General features: G+C 45.4%; 14 protein-coding genes and 1 pseudogene. 1 reads left to right on the top strand and 14 read right to left on the bottom strand.

Annotated elements, in window-relative coordinates; translation table 11 throughout:
• The 5 genes from Q3C19_RS01795 to mnmA all read right to left on the bottom strand — a co-directional run bounded on the left by Q3C19_RS01795 (position 1) and on the right by mnmA (position 5,391).
• Positions 1 to 1,020, bottom strand: a complete 1,020-nt coding sequence (locus Q3C19_RS01795; RefSeq protein ID WP_022162363.1) for a branched-chain amino acid aminotransferase — start codon at positions 1,018 to 1,020, stop codon at positions 1 to 3.
• A 52-nt stretch (positions 1,021 to 1,072) separates the two neighbouring features.
• Entirely contained in the window at positions 1,073 to 1,288 is a 216-nt protein-coding gene (xseB, locus tag Q3C19_RS01790; RefSeq protein WP_071148720.1) for an exodeoxyribonuclease VII small subunit, read from the bottom strand.
• A gap of 115 nt (positions 1,289 to 1,403) precedes the next feature.
• A complete protein-coding gene (gene xseA, locus Q3C19_RS01785; RefSeq protein ID WP_302726796.1) occupies positions 1,404 to 2,669 on the bottom strand; it encodes an exodeoxyribonuclease VII large subunit in 1,266 nt (421 codons plus the stop codon).
• Positions 2,670 to 2,747: 78 nt separating this feature from the next.
• Positions 2,748 to 4,115 carry a S8 family serine peptidase gene (locus Q3C19_RS01780; RefSeq protein ID WP_302726794.1) on the bottom strand — a complete coding sequence of 456 codons (1,368 nt, stop codon included), beginning with the start codon at positions 4,113 to 4,115 and terminating at the stop codon, positions 2,748 to 2,750.
• 151 nt (positions 4,116 to 4,266) lie between these two features.
• Positions 4,267 to 5,391 (bottom strand): tRNA 2-thiouridine(34) synthase MnmA, encoded by a 1,125-nt coding sequence (gene mnmA / locus Q3C19_RS01775; RefSeq protein WP_302726939.1) that lies wholly within the window; start codon positions 5,389 to 5,391, stop codon positions 4,267 to 4,269.
• 329 nt (positions 5,392 to 5,720) lie between these two features.
• Here mnmA and Q3C19_RS01770 point away from each other — a divergent pair, with 329 nt between their 5' ends.
• Positions 5,721 to 6,779 carry a porin gene (locus tag Q3C19_RS01770; RefSeq protein WP_071148716.1) on the top strand — a complete coding sequence of 353 codons (1,059 nt, stop codon included), beginning with the start codon at positions 5,721 to 5,723 and terminating at the stop codon, positions 6,777 to 6,779.
• 265 nt (positions 6,780 to 7,044) lie between these two features.
• On the opposite strand, the pseudogene Q3C19_RS01765 reads toward Q3C19_RS01770, so the two are convergent.
• The 9 genes and pseudogenes from Q3C19_RS01765 to Q3C19_RS01725 form a co-directional block, all read right to left on the bottom strand.
• Positions 7,045 to 8,106, bottom strand: a pseudogene (locus Q3C19_RS01765) (glycoside hydrolase family 27 protein); the annotation flags it as partial.
• 63 nt (positions 8,107 to 8,169) lie between these two features.
• Positions 8,170 to 8,343: a hypothetical protein gene (locus tag Q3C19_RS01760; protein WP_277120452.1), complete on the bottom strand. Its 174-nt coding sequence runs from the start codon at positions 8,341 to 8,343 to the stop codon at positions 8,170 to 8,172.
• A 26-nt stretch (positions 8,344 to 8,369) separates the two neighbouring features.
• Positions 8,370 to 9,893: a DUF4434 domain-containing protein gene (locus tag Q3C19_RS01755; protein ID WP_277120453.1), complete on the bottom strand. Its 1,524-nt coding sequence runs from the start codon at positions 9,891 to 9,893 to the stop codon at positions 8,370 to 8,372.
• Between the two features lie 65 nt (positions 9,894 to 9,958).
• Positions 9,959 to 11,062, bottom strand: a complete 1,104-nt coding sequence (locus Q3C19_RS01750) for an SGNH/GDSL hydrolase family protein (RefSeq protein ID WP_071148714.1) — start codon at positions 11,060 to 11,062, stop codon at positions 9,959 to 9,961.
• Between the two features lie 9 nt (positions 11,063 to 11,071).
• Positions 11,072 to 12,457 carry a DUF4434 domain-containing protein gene (locus Q3C19_RS01745; RefSeq protein WP_277120454.1) on the bottom strand — a complete coding sequence of 462 codons (1,386 nt, stop codon included), beginning with the start codon at positions 12,455 to 12,457 and terminating at the stop codon, positions 11,072 to 11,074.
• Positions 12,458 to 12,471: 14 nt separating this feature from the next.
• On the bottom strand, positions 12,472 to 13,458 hold the full coding sequence (locus Q3C19_RS01740; RefSeq protein ID WP_071148712.1) for a metallophosphoesterase family protein: 987 nt from the start codon (positions 13,456 to 13,458) through the stop codon (positions 12,472 to 12,474).
• A 7-nt stretch (positions 13,459 to 13,465) separates the two neighbouring features.
• Complete coding sequence (locus Q3C19_RS01735) at positions 13,466 to 14,506, bottom strand: glycerophosphodiester phosphodiesterase family protein (RefSeq protein WP_277120455.1); 1,041 nt, start codon at positions 14,504 to 14,506, stop codon at positions 13,466 to 13,468.
• An 11-nt stretch (positions 14,507 to 14,517) separates the two neighbouring features.
• A complete protein-coding gene (locus tag Q3C19_RS01730) occupies positions 14,518 to 16,194 on the bottom strand; it encodes a DUF4434 domain-containing protein (RefSeq protein ID WP_302726787.1) in 1,677 nt (558 codons plus the stop codon).
• A 65-nt stretch (positions 16,195 to 16,259) separates the two neighbouring features.
• Complete coding sequence (locus Q3C19_RS01725; RefSeq protein WP_071148710.1) at positions 16,260 to 17,681, bottom strand: DUF5018 domain-containing protein; 1,422 nt, start codon at positions 17,679 to 17,681, stop codon at positions 16,260 to 16,262.
• Between the last annotated feature and the right edge of the window lie 12 nt (positions 17,682 to 17,693).

The raw sequence follows: 17,693 nt of genomic DNA, 5'->3' as shown, positions 1-17,693 counted from the left end.
TCATTCCACAACGGTTACCCATCCGTGCACGTCGGGCTCGTCGCCGTACTGGATGGCACGCAACTTGTGATAAAGTTTAGAGCAGACCTCACCCGGCTTGCCGTCTTTCGAGATGACGTACGAACGGTTGTTCTCGGGGTCGTCGATGCGCTGGATGGGGCTGATAACAGCTGCCGTACCGCAAGCACCGGCTTCCTCGAATGTAGCCAGTTCTTCTTCGGGGATGGGACGACGCTCTACCTTCATACCCATGTCTTCGGCCAGTTGCATCAAACTCTTGTTGGTGATGGACGGAAGGATGGAAGTAGACAACGGCGTGATGTACGTATTGTCCTTGATGCCGAAGAAGTTGGCGGCACCACACTCGTCCATGTATTTCTTCTCCTTGGCATCGAGGTAGAACTCTGCCGAATAGCCGGCGTCGTGAGCTTCCTTGCTGGCACGCAGGCTGGCCGCATAGTTACCGCCCACCTTGAACGTACCGGTGCCGAGCGGAGCCGCACGGTCGTACTTGCGGGTGATGACGTAAGGAGTAGTGGCAAACCCGCCTTTGAAGTACGGACCTACAGGCGTAACGAATATCAGGAAGAGATACTCATTGGAGGGTTTCACACCAACCTGTGCACCCGTACCTACCAACAACGGACGGATGTAGAGTGATGCACCACTCTCGTAAGGCGGAATGAAGCGTTCGTTCAGTTTCACCACCTTCAGCACAGCCTCGCGGAAACGTTCTGTCGGGAGTTCGGGCATCAGGATGCCACGGCAGGTGGATTGCAGACGGGCAGCGTTTTCCTCCAGACGGAAGATACGCACCTTGCCGTCCTTACCCTTGAAAGCCTTCAAACCTTCGAAAGCTTCCTGTCCGTAGTGCAGACAGGTAGCCGCCATGTGCATGGGGATGGTTTCCTCGCTGCATACTTCCAGCTCGCCCCACTGACCGTTACGATGATAAATTCTCACGTTGTAGTCTGTCTTCATGTATCCGAAGGACAGATTTGACCAATCAATTTCTTTCATATCTTTAAAGTTTTGAATATTCCTGCTTTGCTAATTGCAACAAAAATAATCTTTATTCTTCACTTTCTTGCTTTTCAGCCAGTATTTTTTCGATTTCCTGGTCAGCTTTGGTCAGTTTGCTCTCGCAGAAAGCGATGATTTCATTGGCTTCCTTTATTCTCTCGGCCAGTTCATCAATCTCCAGTTCGTTGTTGTCAATCTGGCTGACTATCTTCTCCAGGCGGTTCATGGCCTGGCTGTAGGTTTCTTTTTTCTTGGTTGACGGCATATGATTCAATTTATACGAGTTAAGAAATTAAGGAGTAAAGCCGATAGTCTTGTAATGGAGAATGGATAATGGATAATGAATACACGCAACTTCATTCTCAGTTCTCAATAATCAATTATCCATTCTCCATTCTTCGTTCAGCAGATTCTTGATTCACTACCGACTGCACTTCGCCCCGATAGAGCCGGGTTACGAGCCTGTCGCCCGGGCTTAGCAAAGCGGCGTCTTTAACGGCCTTGCCATCCTTCAGCGTGATGCTGTAGCCACGGGCCAGCAGCTTGTCGGGCGAGGCATCGGCAAGGCGTTGCTTCAACAGCTCCAGCTTGTGGCGGTGGCGGGCAAGCACAGCCTCCACCGAACTGTGCAAGTCCTTACGGGCGGTGAGCAGTTCCAGCTTGGCAGACGATACCCGGCGGACGGACGCTGTAGGGATGCGGTTGCGACACTGTTGCAGGCGGTTGCGCTCCCACTTCAGGCGGGCAGTGACTCCTTCGTACAGGCGGACAGCGAGGTCGTTCAGACGGTCGGCTGCTTCGTCCATGCGGGCAATGAGGTATTCGGCGGCGGCAGTAGGCGTCTTCACACGGGCGTGTGCCACGGAGTCGAGCACCGTATCGTCGCGCTCGTGCCCGATGCCGGTGATGATGGGCAGCGGGAACTGGGCACAGGCAGCAGCCAGCAGGTAGGTATCGAAGCAGGAAAGGTCGGACGTGGCTCCTCCACCACGGATGATGACTACCACGTCGAAGGCGTCGGCGCGACTGTTGATACTGTCGAGCGCGGCAAGCATCGATTCCTCCACACGGTCGCCCTGCATGGCGGCGGCGAAGAGTTCGGTATGGAAGTAATATCCGCGCGGATTGTTCGTCAGCTGATGACAGAAGTCACCGTAGCCAGCAGCCGTAGCCGAGGAGATGACGGCTACGCGTCGGGGCAGTTCGGGCATGGGCAGTTCCTTGTTCAGTGTCAGCACGCCTTCTTCCTCCAACTGCTTCAGTATCTCGCGACGGCGGCGGGCCATGTCGCCCAGCGTATAGGTGGGGTCGATGTCGTGCACGGTCAGGCTGAAGCCGTAGAGTTCGTGGAAGCCCACAGAGACCTGCACCAGCACCTTGATGCCTGCCGTGAAAACCTGCCCCGTACTCTCTTCGAAGTAGGGACGGAGCAAACGGAAGACGTTGTTCCAGATGACGCCACGTGCCTTAGCCACGAGGTTGTTGCTACGCGAGTCCTTCTGCACGAACTCCACATAGCAATGGCCTGTAGCGGGGTGTACGCGCACTTCGCTCAGTTCGGCCTGTACCCAATACTCGTCGGGCAGGCACTGCTCTAGGCTGCGTCGCACCAAGGCATTGAGGTCGTATAAGGATAATGCATCCATCTTTGCGGATTCTGATTTTAAGTAAGACAAACAAATCGTTTCAAACGACGGGAACTTCCGGCAGACGAGTGGGCAGAATCAGCGGCTGGCTGTAGCCTGATATTCCTGATAAGCCTTCCACATGTCGGGCACGCCATAACCGTAAATGTTGTCGGGGAAGTCGGCGCGGTCGCCCGAACGGCGAACCAGTTCGATGACTTCCTTGGCCGTCAGCGTGGGACAGGCTTGCCACAGACAGGTGACCATGCCGCACATGATGGGCGAAGAGAAAGAGGTTCCGTTGGCTCTGCCCTGATTGCCATCGGTACGGATGACGTCGGCTCCCAGCCCCACCGCCATGACATCGGGCTTCACACGACCGTCGGCCGTATTACCGATGGAAGAGAACGGTGCCAGCAAGGCTTTCTTATCGATGGCACCCACGGTCAGGACATTGTCGGCATCGCCCGGAGGGGTAATCTTCTTCCACGAGCCTTGTCCCGAATTGCCGGCGCTGCACACCAGTATCATGCCCTTGTCGGCCACGCGCGATGCCTGACGCGACATCAGGGAGTAGTGTCCGTCGAGGTCGCGGAAGCGGTAATTCTTCGACGGGTCGTCGAAGGAATAGTAACCCAGCGAGGTGTTGATGACGTCCACGCCCACACTGTCGGCAAACTCGACCGCCGCTGCCCAATAGTCCTGCTCTACCAGGTGTTCGGAATACTCGTCTTCGCTGCGCAGCAACCAGAAGGAGGCTTCGGGTGCGGTACCTATCATCACGTTGGGACGGTTCATTCCGATGCACGACAGTACGCTCAGGCCGTGGCTGCTCTCGGCATAGATGTCGGCCGCGGGGTTCACAAAGTCCTTTACCCCCAAAATGCGGATATTCTGCATGGCCGTTATACTGTCGACGTTATGATAGCCGGCGTCTATCACGGCTATCGTCATGCCTTGCCCGCGGAAGCCTGCCTGGTGCAGCTTGTCGCCCCGGCTCATCTGTATCTGCGTGATGGCAGCTCCATAGATGCTGTCGCGATAGACGGTAGGACGATTCACCAGCGAGTCGCGCCGTTCGGAGAAGGAAGGGCCTTTGGGAGCCGTCCATACCTTCTCGGCCATGCGGACAAAGGGGAGCGAAAGAATGCGCCCGATAAGTGCTGTGTCGTTGCACGAGACGGTGACAAAGTTATCCCACTTGCCCGTCACCACCACGTTCACGCCCTGCCGGCGTATTTCGTCGACATATTTGCGGCAAACGGGCAGGTCGGTCGAGTCGATGGGCAAATGCTGTTTGCTCCGGCGTTCGATGGCCTTCGGCGAAAGGAATTCTTCGGGCCGGTCCAGCCTGTACTCCGTGGCAGCCTTGTCTTTCAGACTGATGCGATACTTCAGCGTATCCTGCTGTGCCCCTGCCGTGAGTACGGCAAAAGCACAGGTCAGCAACAAAATCATTCGTTTCATTATAAATAAGTATCAGTTTTTAAGTTTATAAGTTGTTGAGTTTTTGAGTTCATGAGTTTTTGAGTTAGCGAGTTTTTAAGTTAGTGAGTCGGTAAGCGAAAGCATTATAAACTTATAAACTCAAAAACTCACGAACTTAAAAACTCACCATTCACCCCTCGGTCACATACATACCTATCCCCCGCTGTGAGGCGATAAACGAACCGCCCACTACCCGGCGGCCGATGTAAAACACTGCCGACTGCCCCGGCGCAATGGCCGATGCCTCTTCGTGGAAGTGTACCAGCAGGCGACCGTCGTCGAGCCGGCGCAGCGAACAGGGAATGGGACGGCTGCGGTAGCGGATGCGCACCGTCAGAGAGTCGCTGCCCATCACCTCGGCCTCATCGGTCAGTTGCTCCTGCTCGACCAGCATGTAGCGGGTACGCAACTGTTCGGCATCGCCCAGCATCACGGTGTTCTTCTGCGGATTTATCTTCAGCACATAGGCAGGCTTGCCGAGGGCAATCTCCAGCCCCCTGCGCTGCCCGATGGTGTAGTAAGGGAAGCCCTTGTGTTCGCCCAGCTTCACGCCTTCGGAGTTGACAAACCATCCTTTGCCTACCTCGGCGTCTATCTCGGGACAGTGCTGGCGCAGGAAGTCGCGATAGTCGCCCTGAATGAAGCAGACTTCCATGCTCTCGCCTTCGTCGGCCTTCAGCGTATAGCCCTTGTCGCGCAGATAATCGCGCACTTTCAGTTTGGTATATTCGCCCAAGGGGAAGATGCAGCGGCGCAACACGTCCTGCCCCAGCCGCCAGAGGAAGTACGACTGGTCTTTCTTGTCGTCGTCGCCTGCCACGATATATATTTTTCCGTTCCGTTCTTCCAGTCGGGTATAGTGCCCCGTAGCTATGTAAGCGCAACCCAGACGGTCGGCCCACTCCGTAAGGATGCGGAACTTGAACAGAGGATTGCACATCACGCAGGGGTTCGGCGTACGTCCCTGCCGGTATTCGTCGATGAAGTTCTGCACGATTATCTGCCGGAAAGCTTCACGCTCGTCGGCCACATGATGCTCGATGCCCATACTTTCGGCCAGCCGACGGGCCTCTACCGGTTCGTCGCCCCATACCCACATGGTCAGGCCTACTATGTCATACCCCTGTTCTTTCAACATCAGGCACGTGGCGGTACTGTCGATGCCTCCGCTCATGCCTACCAACACTTTCTTCTGCGTTCCTTCCATACTTCTATTCATAATAAAATTGCATGCATAAGTCCAACATTCTTGAATCAAATCTGTGTAAACAGTACATCAATAATGAAATACCTGCCCCGTATGTTCAGTCACGGCACAGAAAAAGGACTTCATCCTGCATCCGCCCGCCTCCCGACAGCCAGCAACGCTACTGCCCGCAAGGCCGGACCTTAAAGTCTGAAATGCAAAAGTAGGTGTTTTCTAGGAAACTACACAGCGTTTATTCCTTTTTATGACATCCGACAAGCACCGGCTACCTGCCTGCAAAAGCCGGACACTGTAACACAAATGAAACAAGTATGACACACAGACATAACACATGTTTCCGAACTTTGCCGCCGAAAACCTACAGACAACAAGAAACAATGAAGAAGAACATCCTGCTCCTGCTCATGGCCCTGTTGCCACTGGCTACTCAGGCTCAAGAAAAAGCCATCAACGAAGACGGAAAGAAAATCAATAAGGAAAAACTGGAAGGCAAGGACTACCTGCCCGAAGTGCACGGAACCATCCGCGCCAAATACGAATATCAGACGGGCATGAATGCCGGACGCTTCGAGGTACGCAACGCCCGCGTCAGCCTGACGGGCAACATCCTGCCCAGCGTGGCCTATAAAGCCGAAATAGATTTGTCGGACGAGGGACAGATCAAGATGCTCGACGCCTATGCCCGTATCTTCCCGCTCAAGGGCCTGGCCGTAACGGCCGGACAGATGCGTGTGCCTTTCACCATCGATGCCCACCGCTCGCCCCACCAGCAATACTTCGCCAACCGTTCGTTCATCGCCAAGCAAGTAGGCAACGTGCGCGACGTAGGTCTGACGTTAGGCTATAAGCTGCCTACCGACATGCCTGTCACCATCGAAGGAGGTCTGTACAACGGTACGGGACTGACCAACCAGAAGGTATGGCACAAGGAAGTGAACTACTCGGCCAAAGCAGCCATGTTCCTCACCCAAGGACTGAACCTGACCCTGAGCGTACAGGCCATCCAGCCGGAAGACATCCGGATGCAATCGTACGACATCGGCGCGTACTACGAATTCGGCCGCTTCCACATCGAAGGCGAGTACCTGTACAAAACTTACTCGAAGAATGCTTTCGACGATGTGCAGGCCGTAGATGCCTTTATCAACTACGACCTTCCGCTGAAGAACGGTCCCTTCACCAAGATGTCTTTCCTGGCACGCTACGACATGATGACCGACCAAAGCGACGCCAAAACCACCGACGAGACTACCGGCGCCCTGGTTACCACCGACTACAAGCGCCAACGTCTGACCGGCGGTATCACCTTCAGCCTCAGCAAGGCCTTCCGTACCGACCTGCGACTGAACTTCGAAAAATACTTCTACGCCAAGCACAGCATCGCCAAAGAATCGGAACAAGACAAAGTGGTGCTGGAACTGATGGTACGCTTTTAAACACACAGAAGGCGGTGCGGGACCGAATGCCCCACACCGCCATTCCTGCCTCCCGTTTCGGCATCAGCCCAACGGATCTTCGCCCGGCTCGCCGGTGCCGCCACCTTCTTCCGTACTGCCACCTCCGGAAGACGGTACGCCGCCCCACTCATTTTTTTACAAAAAACTCTCGATCTACGACTTTCACTTTCAGGATATTAAATTATAATTTTGCGTAAAAAGTGGAATCATGTATAATACCAGTCATATTATCACCCGGCCCGGATTATGGTAAGGGAATTACCTTTATCAGTTGTACTCCATGATAAGGGACCTCGGCAGTGTATTCCCCATCATATATACCGATGTCTTTCTGCCTCCACAAGTCCCTGATCAAGACCTTTCCACTCAGTCCCATTTGCTTCAAATTCAATTTCAAGTCATAGTTAACGGTTTGGATTTTCTCTGCTTCATCTTGATTCCATAATACAAAATAAGGATCCATCTGGAACAGACCTATTGCCCAAGAGCCATCACAAAGTTTCTTATACCAGATCTGCCCGTTCTCTACCGGGATCTTCACAGCCGGACTGACTAAAGGATCCTGGTTAACAGCAATCACCTCACTGTTAGTCAGCAAATTCAATGTAAAGTCATCCAAAGAAGCCATATCGCAACCGATTAATAACGGAGCCGACAGAAGGCACCACAATGATATATGAGCATATTGTTCGTCCGGAGTAAGAGCAGACTCTTGCACCTCGTTTCTCCATGCTTTCCCCAATTTACCCACTACCAGCATGTCCGGGTCATTGTAATATCCCGGAGCCGTAGCCCGAGCACAAACATCCTGGAAGCACCCGATAGCCGTAACTACATTCCATTCATCGGTAATGTCGCGTGTCGTACGCCACAAATCACCTCCTGCTTCTTTACCCCAATTCCAAACATTGGGAGCTCCATAGCCTACACAGTAGACAATATCCCGCTTAACCTCATCCAAAGCATTACGCATGACAATATAAGGTTCCTGGATGTTTTTTTCTTCCGTATTCTTCTGAACATCCATATATCCACAGTGGTCATACTTCAAATAATCAACTCCCCACTTAGCCCACGTTTCTGCATCAAGCCGCTCAAAACGGTAACTTCCCAAATAACTGCCGCAAGTGGTTGGACCGGGAGAGGAATAGATACCAAACTTCAGTCCCAATGAATGGATATATGCAGACAGTCCCTCAATATCCGAAAACTTCTCATTTGCCGGAAGCACACCGTCCGCCAAACGATCAGCAGCCTGCTAGCCATCATCAATATTGACATAAGTCCAACCATATGGCTGAAGTTTTGATAGAATGCCCCCCACTCCACGCTTATACGTAACTCCATTTACAGTCAAGAGAGAAGGGGTTCAAACTACCGCTTGATTTTTTTGTGGCATCCCCCAATCCTGTACACAATAAGAAGCCTGATATACTTCATCAAGCCAGTATTCCTTGTTTTGTGCATCCACATGCCCACAAAGACACAACAGAAAACACAAAATATACCATTTTCTCAATAATACGACTTCCATTACAGCCATTTTACCTATTCTTAAAAAAATTACCTTCACTCTTTTATAACCGTCGGATTAAAAAATATTTCATCCAGATATACTTGATACGATGATTCAAATGCAACTTTTACATAACGGGATTTTAAGTTCAGCTTATCAAACAAGACGCCTTCGATCCAAGCGTCATGCTTTGCATTTGGCCAATGTTCTACCGTTTTCATTGATATCAGATGATACTGTTTCCCATCATCGGAAACAGACAGACTGACAGTTTCCGGCAAACCGATATTTTCCGGAACATAATTCAATCCTCGTAGCATAACTTTATCCAAAGGAGAATCATCTGTCCCCAAATCGAACAACAATTCATGATAGCCAGGGGTAAAAACAGCCCAACAGGGATCTTTGGGATTTTCTTCGGACAGCCTACTGTCTACCAGCATCCCGAATTCTTTACTCTCGGTGCAGACCGAATTCTTGCTTTTCAGTGTACCCATGAAAGAAGCGCCTAACAATCCCCAATATGTTTCTCCCCGGCTCCAATCCATATAATTCATATAAGCTTTATTGGAACAGCCTGACTGACCTAACTGAAACGAAGAGGACGGCTTGTCAAACAGACTATACATCATAAAAGAAATGATAGTCTCAACCTCTGCGGCAGAAGCAGCAGCTTGTTGTGACAAAAGACGCGGATAAGCAGCCGGTATCAAGGCCGAAGAACGGTCGTTTGTATGGTTCTCCCAAGTAAAAGTCTCACAATTGGCCCATAATGCGATGTCCAGTCTATCATGAATGGCACGCAACTTCTTCCAATTACGTTTTAAACGTGGAAGGGGGAACTGCTCACGCACACAGCCTACCTCATCCTGATAAGCTATGATGTCGACCTTCAACTTAGCCAGCTGTTTCTCATAAGCCGGATCGTCAAAGGCTGAATCCACAATGCCATAAGGAGAAATCAGCGTCTTCTTCCCCGGAGTCAATGCTTTAGCTTTTTCGACCAACGTATTGACAGCCTGTACGGCATGTTCGGCAAAAATCGGACAAAGACAATCTTCTACCGGCAAATACCAACCATAAAAAGCAGTATGATTCTTATACAAAGCAGCCAGTTCCTCCATCATCTGAAGCTGACGCTGCTTGATAGCCGGATCCTGTAGATTATCATCCTGATTTTTGGCCCAACCCGTACTCATAAATACTTTAAGCCCCAATTCACCCGCCATATCCATAATAGCATCTACGGGACTTTCTTTCCCGGAAGGATATACATGAGGCATCAACTTGGAAGGATAATAGGCTTTCCCTTCATTGGCTACAGCCATGAATACAAGATATTCGATACCCATTTCCGAAAGCTCTTTTACCTTCTGACGCCACAACGCAGGGTCGGTATGGTCAAAATGCTGTGGATTGGTATACTTATTACGCACATCCTGATAAGCCAGATTTATCCATGTTCCAGTAATAGGTTTGACTCCCATTATTGCCTTATTCTGCCCATGGCAACCCAATGGAGATAGTCCAAACAAAACATACAGACATATAGTCAAAATCAAAAAAAGTCGTTTCATAGTTTTATAGTCTATTCATTAAAAAGCATTATCTCATCAACCTCGTCTTTTCCTCATGCACGATACTAAACAACAGGTTCGTCCGTCAAATCCCAGCCCATAACCGTAGCAATATAAGGAATAAGCCACATTGCCATTTTTTTATGAGCAGAATAGCCCGGATGCCATGCAGCTCCCATATCCGTAGTTCTATTATAAAGGTTCTTATCCAGTCTCAATAAGAAAACATTCGAATCATTAAGCTCATCGATAACAGCCTGATAATGTTCAAAGACAGGTGCTTGCATAGCCACCGGATAAACACAGATGATGGGAATATCTCCGTAATACTTCCGCAATTGCATAACCAGTTGCGTATATCCCTTTACAAACTCTGATTTGTAAGGATGAGGTTCCGTCGAAAAATCGTTTGAACCTAAATTGACCACAACCAGATCGGGATGATAATCCGTAAAGTTCCACTTAATCGTAAGATCTTCATCAAATGTATTCAACATCCGGTCTTTCATCGTCACTTCCGACACCCGTACAGAATCTCCATAATTGCGTACAACCCCTCTGCCAGAATGCGCTATTAATGTGTAATCCGCATTGAAATAGCGTGCAACCATAGCAGCAAAAGCCATATTACAGTTTTCTGTTTCCAACAAGAACGGTTCATTACGGTCCTTTCCCTCCACCCCGTATCCACACGTCAAAGAGTTTCCGATAAACTCAATGTGGCGGGAACGCTTCACCGGTTCTTCTTTCAAATAGCCCGAATCGGAAAGGAGAAACTGATGAACAGTAGTCCGTCCGAATTCTCCTTCCGTCCGCTTCTGAACTCTCAGACGATGAAGGCTTTTATCTATCCCCGATACCAAATTGACCAGTGTGTCCGTTCCACTTATTTTAACAACCCTATGCAACCGGTCATCAACAAACACATTATAATAACTCTCTCCTGTTTCAGAGACCTTGATTGAAACATGTCCACCTGTAAAACGGGTTTCAAAATATGTCCCTACCCAATCGAAAGCTACCGAACCATCATGCGCAACCCAGGTCCGGCCAATATACCTCACAGCAGGATTATCCCCATTGAAAACATTATCGGAACCTTTGGCATCCAGTGCCGGAATCCCACCAACCAACAGCAAAAACAACAGGTATAGATAATAGCACTTCATCTTTTTCTTCTATTTATTTTTAGCTTTGGCCTTCAACTCTTTCAAATACTTCATATATCCATTGAACAAGTCAATCGTACGTTCCTCGCCTACACGAATGGACATATCCGGGTCATTGAAGACGCCTGGGAACTGATAACAAAGAATCTTTTCAAAATTAGAGAATAGATTCAGATCATGAATGATTTCTTCTATCGGACGAGGATACAACGAATTATCAGGATTAAACAGGAAAGCTTCCAAATCAAACCACAAATGAGACTTTGCTTTGTTACATGCTTCCTGAAGCATATCTGCCGCCTCTTTCCCCGTCAAATCACCAGCCGGCATACGGGCAAAGCCAAACGGACAAAGAATATCCAAATACTCCAATAATGCAGGATAAGTATCCATTCCATTGGGAACTTCAAAACTATTAGTAGCCAGCATGATAGGTTTCCCCGGTGCAAAGCTGTTGCAATAAGACTTAAATTCCTTAAAGAAGTTCACAATGTCTGCCTTCCTCTTTTTACGCATGTCCGGTTGTTGTTCCCAATTATCCAATCCTCCTCCGCTTTCCTCGGAAACATAAAAAGCATAAAACGATTCGTGATGGCCATACATATCCCACAATTCTTTAGCTACCCGTTTATGCCACTCCAAAGATTCCGGAGTAAAATCAAACCATGCAAATATGCCCACACCAACTAAAACATTCATTCCCAATCTGTCGGCTTCGGACAAGATGGCTTCTATAGGGTCTTCAGCCGTAATATCCATACGCCCCGGATATAATTCTGAAGGATAAAAAGCTTTTCCTGCATAACTATCTACTGTCGTATTATGCTTGCCCACATACTGTTCGTTACGAAAGACCTCTTGAATGACAATCATATCCATTTCAACCTTATGCATTGAACGTACCAATTCCTTCCATTGCTCGTCGGTCATTTTCTTTATATCTTTGTTCCAATGCTTGCCTTCAATTTCACTCCAATGATAAATGCCAGCCCAAGCTCCGGATATTTGTTGGATTGAACGGATATCCGACTCCACCACTTCAATATCCTTCGTTTTACGGTATGTTCTATTTCCATCAGTAACTTTCAGAATAACCTTGTGCTTTCCTAACCGCTGCTTGGTAGGTACCACAATCTTCACAGTTTCCGATTTTCCAGCCGGAACTGTTACAGATGACTCGTACAACAAAGTATTCCTTTTTTCTCTCCCCCAGTATATGGAAACCTCAAAAGTCCGTTGCTGATCACTTTTATTAATAATACCTCCCCGGATGTCTAAGTCAACTTTATTTGTGATTTTTCCTGGAGGAATCAGTGTCAGACTGACATTATTCTCATCAGCCCATAAGCCTGTAAAAAACAAAATAGAAATAACTAATAACAAAATACGTTTCATATCAATTTCCTTCTTTAGTAAAAACTACCTGGATAAATAATGTGCGATTCTACTTTTCCGCCAGCAGAACGAATATAAGATTCAAATGTACGCTCGCCGTCTTTCAAAATAATGATACGAGCTCCATTAGGCAGATTATTGTATACCGTATTTCCACCGGTGTACCGTCCGTATGCCAATACAACTTCCCGATAAGCTACAGCATAATCGTTATCATGATCATGCCCCACAAAAATCCCCATCACATCTCCACATTCTTTCATCGAAGCAAACAGACCGGAATTCATCGTAGGACAGCATACAGCCTCGCCTCTGATCCCAAACAATCTGTTTTTGTCTTCCGTGACAGCATCTTTATACTCGGGTAACGGGATATGAAAAAAAGCCAACGCAGGAAGAGGAGCACCATCATTTTGTTTTGTAAACTCCATACTTTGAGCCCTATACCAAACTATCTGATTAAACTTTATCCAGTCATATCCGGGTACCGATTTCAGTTTTGTGTACGAATGAGAATCCATGCAATATAATAAAGCTGCTCTCTTATCCTGTTCTTTCGAAGACATAACTGTCAAAGTATAATCGGGAACATGGTTCCCTGTACGAGCCGGCATCATGCAGCCCTGTTTCCCGGCAATATAATCGTAAAGTTCCACACGAGTCCGATCATACTCATCATCATGATTTCCAAACACAACAGCAAAAGGTACGCCACGCTTCATACATGGTTCCAAAACGATATCTAATCCTTTATAAGCTTCATTAGAAACCACAACATCTCCGGTAAATATTACAAAATCAGGATGTTCTGCATCTAACACCTCGTTTATCCGGTCTAAAGCAATCTGAGAATTCGCCTGATCATCGTATTTATAATGAACATCGGTAAATTGGACAATTTTAAAATAACCGTCTTTATTAAACACCAATTTCTTTTCCTGCGCATAGCTTATAAAAGCTGTAGATAACAGGATGATACATAATAGTAATTTCCTATACATATTTTCTTTATTTCAAACTTTTTATAATCTTCAATAATAATTCCGGTTCATCCGTCGTAATATAATCAAGTCCCAACTGATAATACAAGAACAATTCTTCCGCATTGTTTACAGTCCATACATTTGTCAGCAACCCCTTTTCTTTAGCCTTCTGAAACAAGTTCTTGTCTTGCCGATATGCATAATAGGAATAGTCAATGCCAGAAATAGAATCATTAACCAAATCCTGTAATTCTTTCTTTCCTTCCATCAGATAAAGGATTTTGGCTGTCGGATCCAATTGCCGAATACGTTTTAGAACATCATAATTGAAACTGATATATTCTACATATCCCTGCATCTTCATACGATGTACAATGCTAACAACAGAGTCCGTCAATTGCAATGTACGAAACAATCCTTTCTGGGAATCTTTTATTTCTATTATCGGACGAGTCGTATTTTGTCTTCTTGCAACCAGCAGCAATTCTTGCAAAGATGGAACTGGATCATCCTTATGAACCGTATTCTGAAATAATTCGGCCAGATTTGTGTTCTCAACTTCCATACCATACACATGAGGGTCATGTGAAAGCACAACTCTATTGTCTGCCGTCAGCCAAACATCCAACTCCGAGCCTTGGCAACCTAATGCAACAGCATTCTGAAAAGAACGAATAGAATTTTGTAATACTCCACTCTGTTTCCATGCTCCACGATGAGCTACGATTCTGTTTCTGCTAAAATCATCTTTCAACAATTCAAATTCGTAAATCTGGCCATCAATCTGTAGACTAATACCAAATCTGTATGCACTCTGTCCCTGTGATAAAGCTTTGTTCTTCTTTAAACAAATAGACTTACTTTCCGTATCTATTCTAAAAAGAGAAGACGTATCAGATATCAAACAAACATCTGACGGAAGCGGATAAATTCTTCCAATTGTTACTCCTGGCTTATTGACAGGGATCAGATAGTTGTCTAATGTATATGCTGAAATGCCCCAAAGTTGCAGACAATTACTACAAATCAAAAGAATTAATAAAAAATTTACTTTTCCTATTTTCATATCAAATATCTTTATAGCAGTCCATTTTCTTCCAAATATTTTTTATAACCATCATAATTATCTGTTCCTTTTTTAAATGTTACCCAACTGAAGTTTGTTATATACTCAGTAAAAAGCCCTGCAACAAAAAGTTGCTCTTTCAATTCTTCCCAATCTTTTGCATGATAAGGAACATCTGGGCAACCACAACTCTTAAAAGACTCAATATCCACTCCAAATGTTACTCCATTGGCATCACATGCTTTCTTTATTTCTGCATACCAATTAGGCAAATCAACATCAAAATCGACAAGACAACGTCCTCCACAATCTTGAAGATATAAATAATCAATATTAGGTGTTTGAGTAAATATACGTCCAAACCATTCTCCACAAATATCTGCAGGCATACCACGCCACAAAGCTGGAGCTATCGAAACAGATTTATTTGACTTAGTTTTAATATAGGAAGCTACCCCTTCAAGATACTGTGCTAATAAAGAAAGAGCAGGTTCTTGTTGCCAACCGACAGGATATGATCCATCATGAAATTCCTCTGTAATATACCATCCGGCTAAACAAGGATGATTACCAAATTGCTCATAAACTTCATCAAAAAGCATTTTATTACGTTGCAAATTACTATCATACTTTGTTGGATCATTCGTATTCGTTTTGCTGTAATCTCCTGGATATAACCCCAAAATGAGTTTCATTCCATTACGCTCCGCCGCCTCAAACATTTTATCAATAATATCACATTTTACAGTAACCCATGGTAGGTTTGTGTTCTTATAGAAAGAGATATTGGTCGTTTCATCTGCCCCCGTAAACTGTTGAGCATATTGAATAATCCAAGTATCCAATCCAATAGCTTTGCTATCCTTAAATTGTTGATCCCAATTTTCATTTTCATAAGCATCTTTATTTAATTGAATAAAGATACTGGAGAATTTAGGAAGCCCCGGCTTTAATTCATATGAAGTCAACTGTTCCAAATTATCAATGCCAACCTCTCCATTTCCTGTCTCATGTTTTGTATTAACAATCTCTATTCTATAACCCTCACATCGGTTTAATTCCAGTTTCTCCGAAACCTCCCCTTCACCTTTTTTGTAAAGTTTAAAAGCGCTATAGGGCATTATTAATCGGTTCCATCCATCCTTTGACAAAATATCTTTATCCTCAAAAACATAATAAGACCAACGTTTACGAGTATTGTCATGAGGAGCCTCTGCCGAAAATTGCATTTTATCTTCTAAAAGAACAAAACGGAAAACTCCTTTATTATCCTTATTGCCTTTTACCCAGATTGATAAACCTAACGGATAAAAAGATAAATCAAAACGCCAATCTCCCCACGTCTGCTCAAAATAAACTTTTTCAGGTGCAGCAGTTAAAGAACTGCCTGTAAACATATACTTCAAGCGGAAACTTCCATTTCCTTCCATCTTATCATCTCCCAACTCGTAATTTATTGTAGCATTGGTCGGCTCAGCTGGTTCCGGATCTGTCAACGTTGTATGATAAATCTCACAATTTAGTTCATCGAAAGGATTAATAATTTTAGTCGCTTTAGTTTCATTAAGAACCTTCTGAATTTCTTCTGCCAAATTTACATCATTCTCAAGTTTATTCTCTTTTTTATCGTCAGAACATGAAAAAAAGAAAAACACTAATGAAAAAATATACATCATAGATACTCTCATAACACTAAAAATGTTTATATGAGGATGTACCACTGTGATACATCCCCATTGATTAAATTAAGATCTTATTGAGGATTATAACTCATCTTATACATTCTAATGACAGACTCATTTGTATCAAATCCAACCGTTGCAGCTGCGATATATACATCATATCCAGAAGAGGTAGATTTTGAATATACAGCGACATCTCCCCACACATTATAATTTGTAGGAGCTATTTCTTCTCCTGAGAACAAATTAAACTTGTCATATCCATTCTCACCAGGTTTCAATTCCATCATTGAACGATCTGTTATTTCAAATACCTGCACCTTAGAATTTCCCCAAGCAGAGTAGTTTTGTTCATTCAATACCAAGAACTGATCTTGCTCTACATTGAATACTTTAAAATCAAGGATCTTATAAGCATGGTTCGACGGTTCCAATTCAACAACTTCCATAGCGGTAGAGAAAATATTAAAACGACTGCCTTGCTTTACTGATGAATTCTCATTCTCAGCATCATCTGCTGAAGGACGATAATAAGAAATATAATGTTCTGAAGAATCATCTAAAGTAGCACGTTGAATTTGAGCGCGAGACCAATTTCCTTTCGCAGCACCATAACGTAGTTTATTAGGCTGATTTGCAGGAGTAAGCAACGTACCATCTTGTAATTCCCAGTAATAAATATACATATCATCAGGAGCCATTCCATAAATAAATGCCCTTCCTTTTGTCACATCTCCAATAACACTCATCTCATATCCCATATCAGCTGGACAACCATCAGCATCTGTATAATCAAGCAAAAGTTTATGCTCGTTTTCTGTTTCAGAATAATAATAGACCATGAAACCTGCACCATAAATATTCTCACGTGCCGTAACAAAATGTCCTGCCGCATCTACATCAATCTTCATCATAAAAGTCCTTGCAGCATCAATTTTCTTGATAAATTCGCCACTATCCTTATCGAACAAATATATAGGTCCATCATATTCTTGCACAGCCAAATACTTCTCATTCATCGCAACACCTGTATTATTACGAGTAGCAAGCCCTAAATCCAAGCATGACTTCTTCCACAAATTAATAAATCTAGTTTTAGGATACACAGGTTCAACACGAATTGTATTATGATGTAGTGTACCATTTACATCTATAACCGTTATTTTACGAGGCTCTGTAAAGTCCAGTTCTCCACCTAAAGGAGGATCAACATAACAATTATGTTCCACGCTAACTGTACAAATAAGTCGGGTCAGATCCAGAGGAGCTTCATCACTGGTTGGAACTTTGACAACAATTTCTTCTCCTTCATTATATGGACCTTTTTTTTCAGCATTATATTCTATTGCATTTCCTGGTATACGAATAGTAACATTCAACAGACCATTAACCTGATCATTCCTTCCTTCTGATAAATCCGGAGACTCACAAGAAGCCAAAGGAAGAATAAATACACAAACAATTATTATTGCTATTTCACTAAAGATCTTCATACGCTATATTTT

It is taken from the genome of Bacteroides sp. ET489 (assembly GCF_030518095.1).
Lineage (GTDB): Bacteria > Bacteroidota > Bacteroidia > Bacteroidales > Bacteroidaceae > Bacteroides > Bacteroides ndongoniae.
The sequence above is the reverse complement of the archived record's forward strand: the minus strand, read 5'-3'. Positions and strand labels throughout refer to the sequence as shown.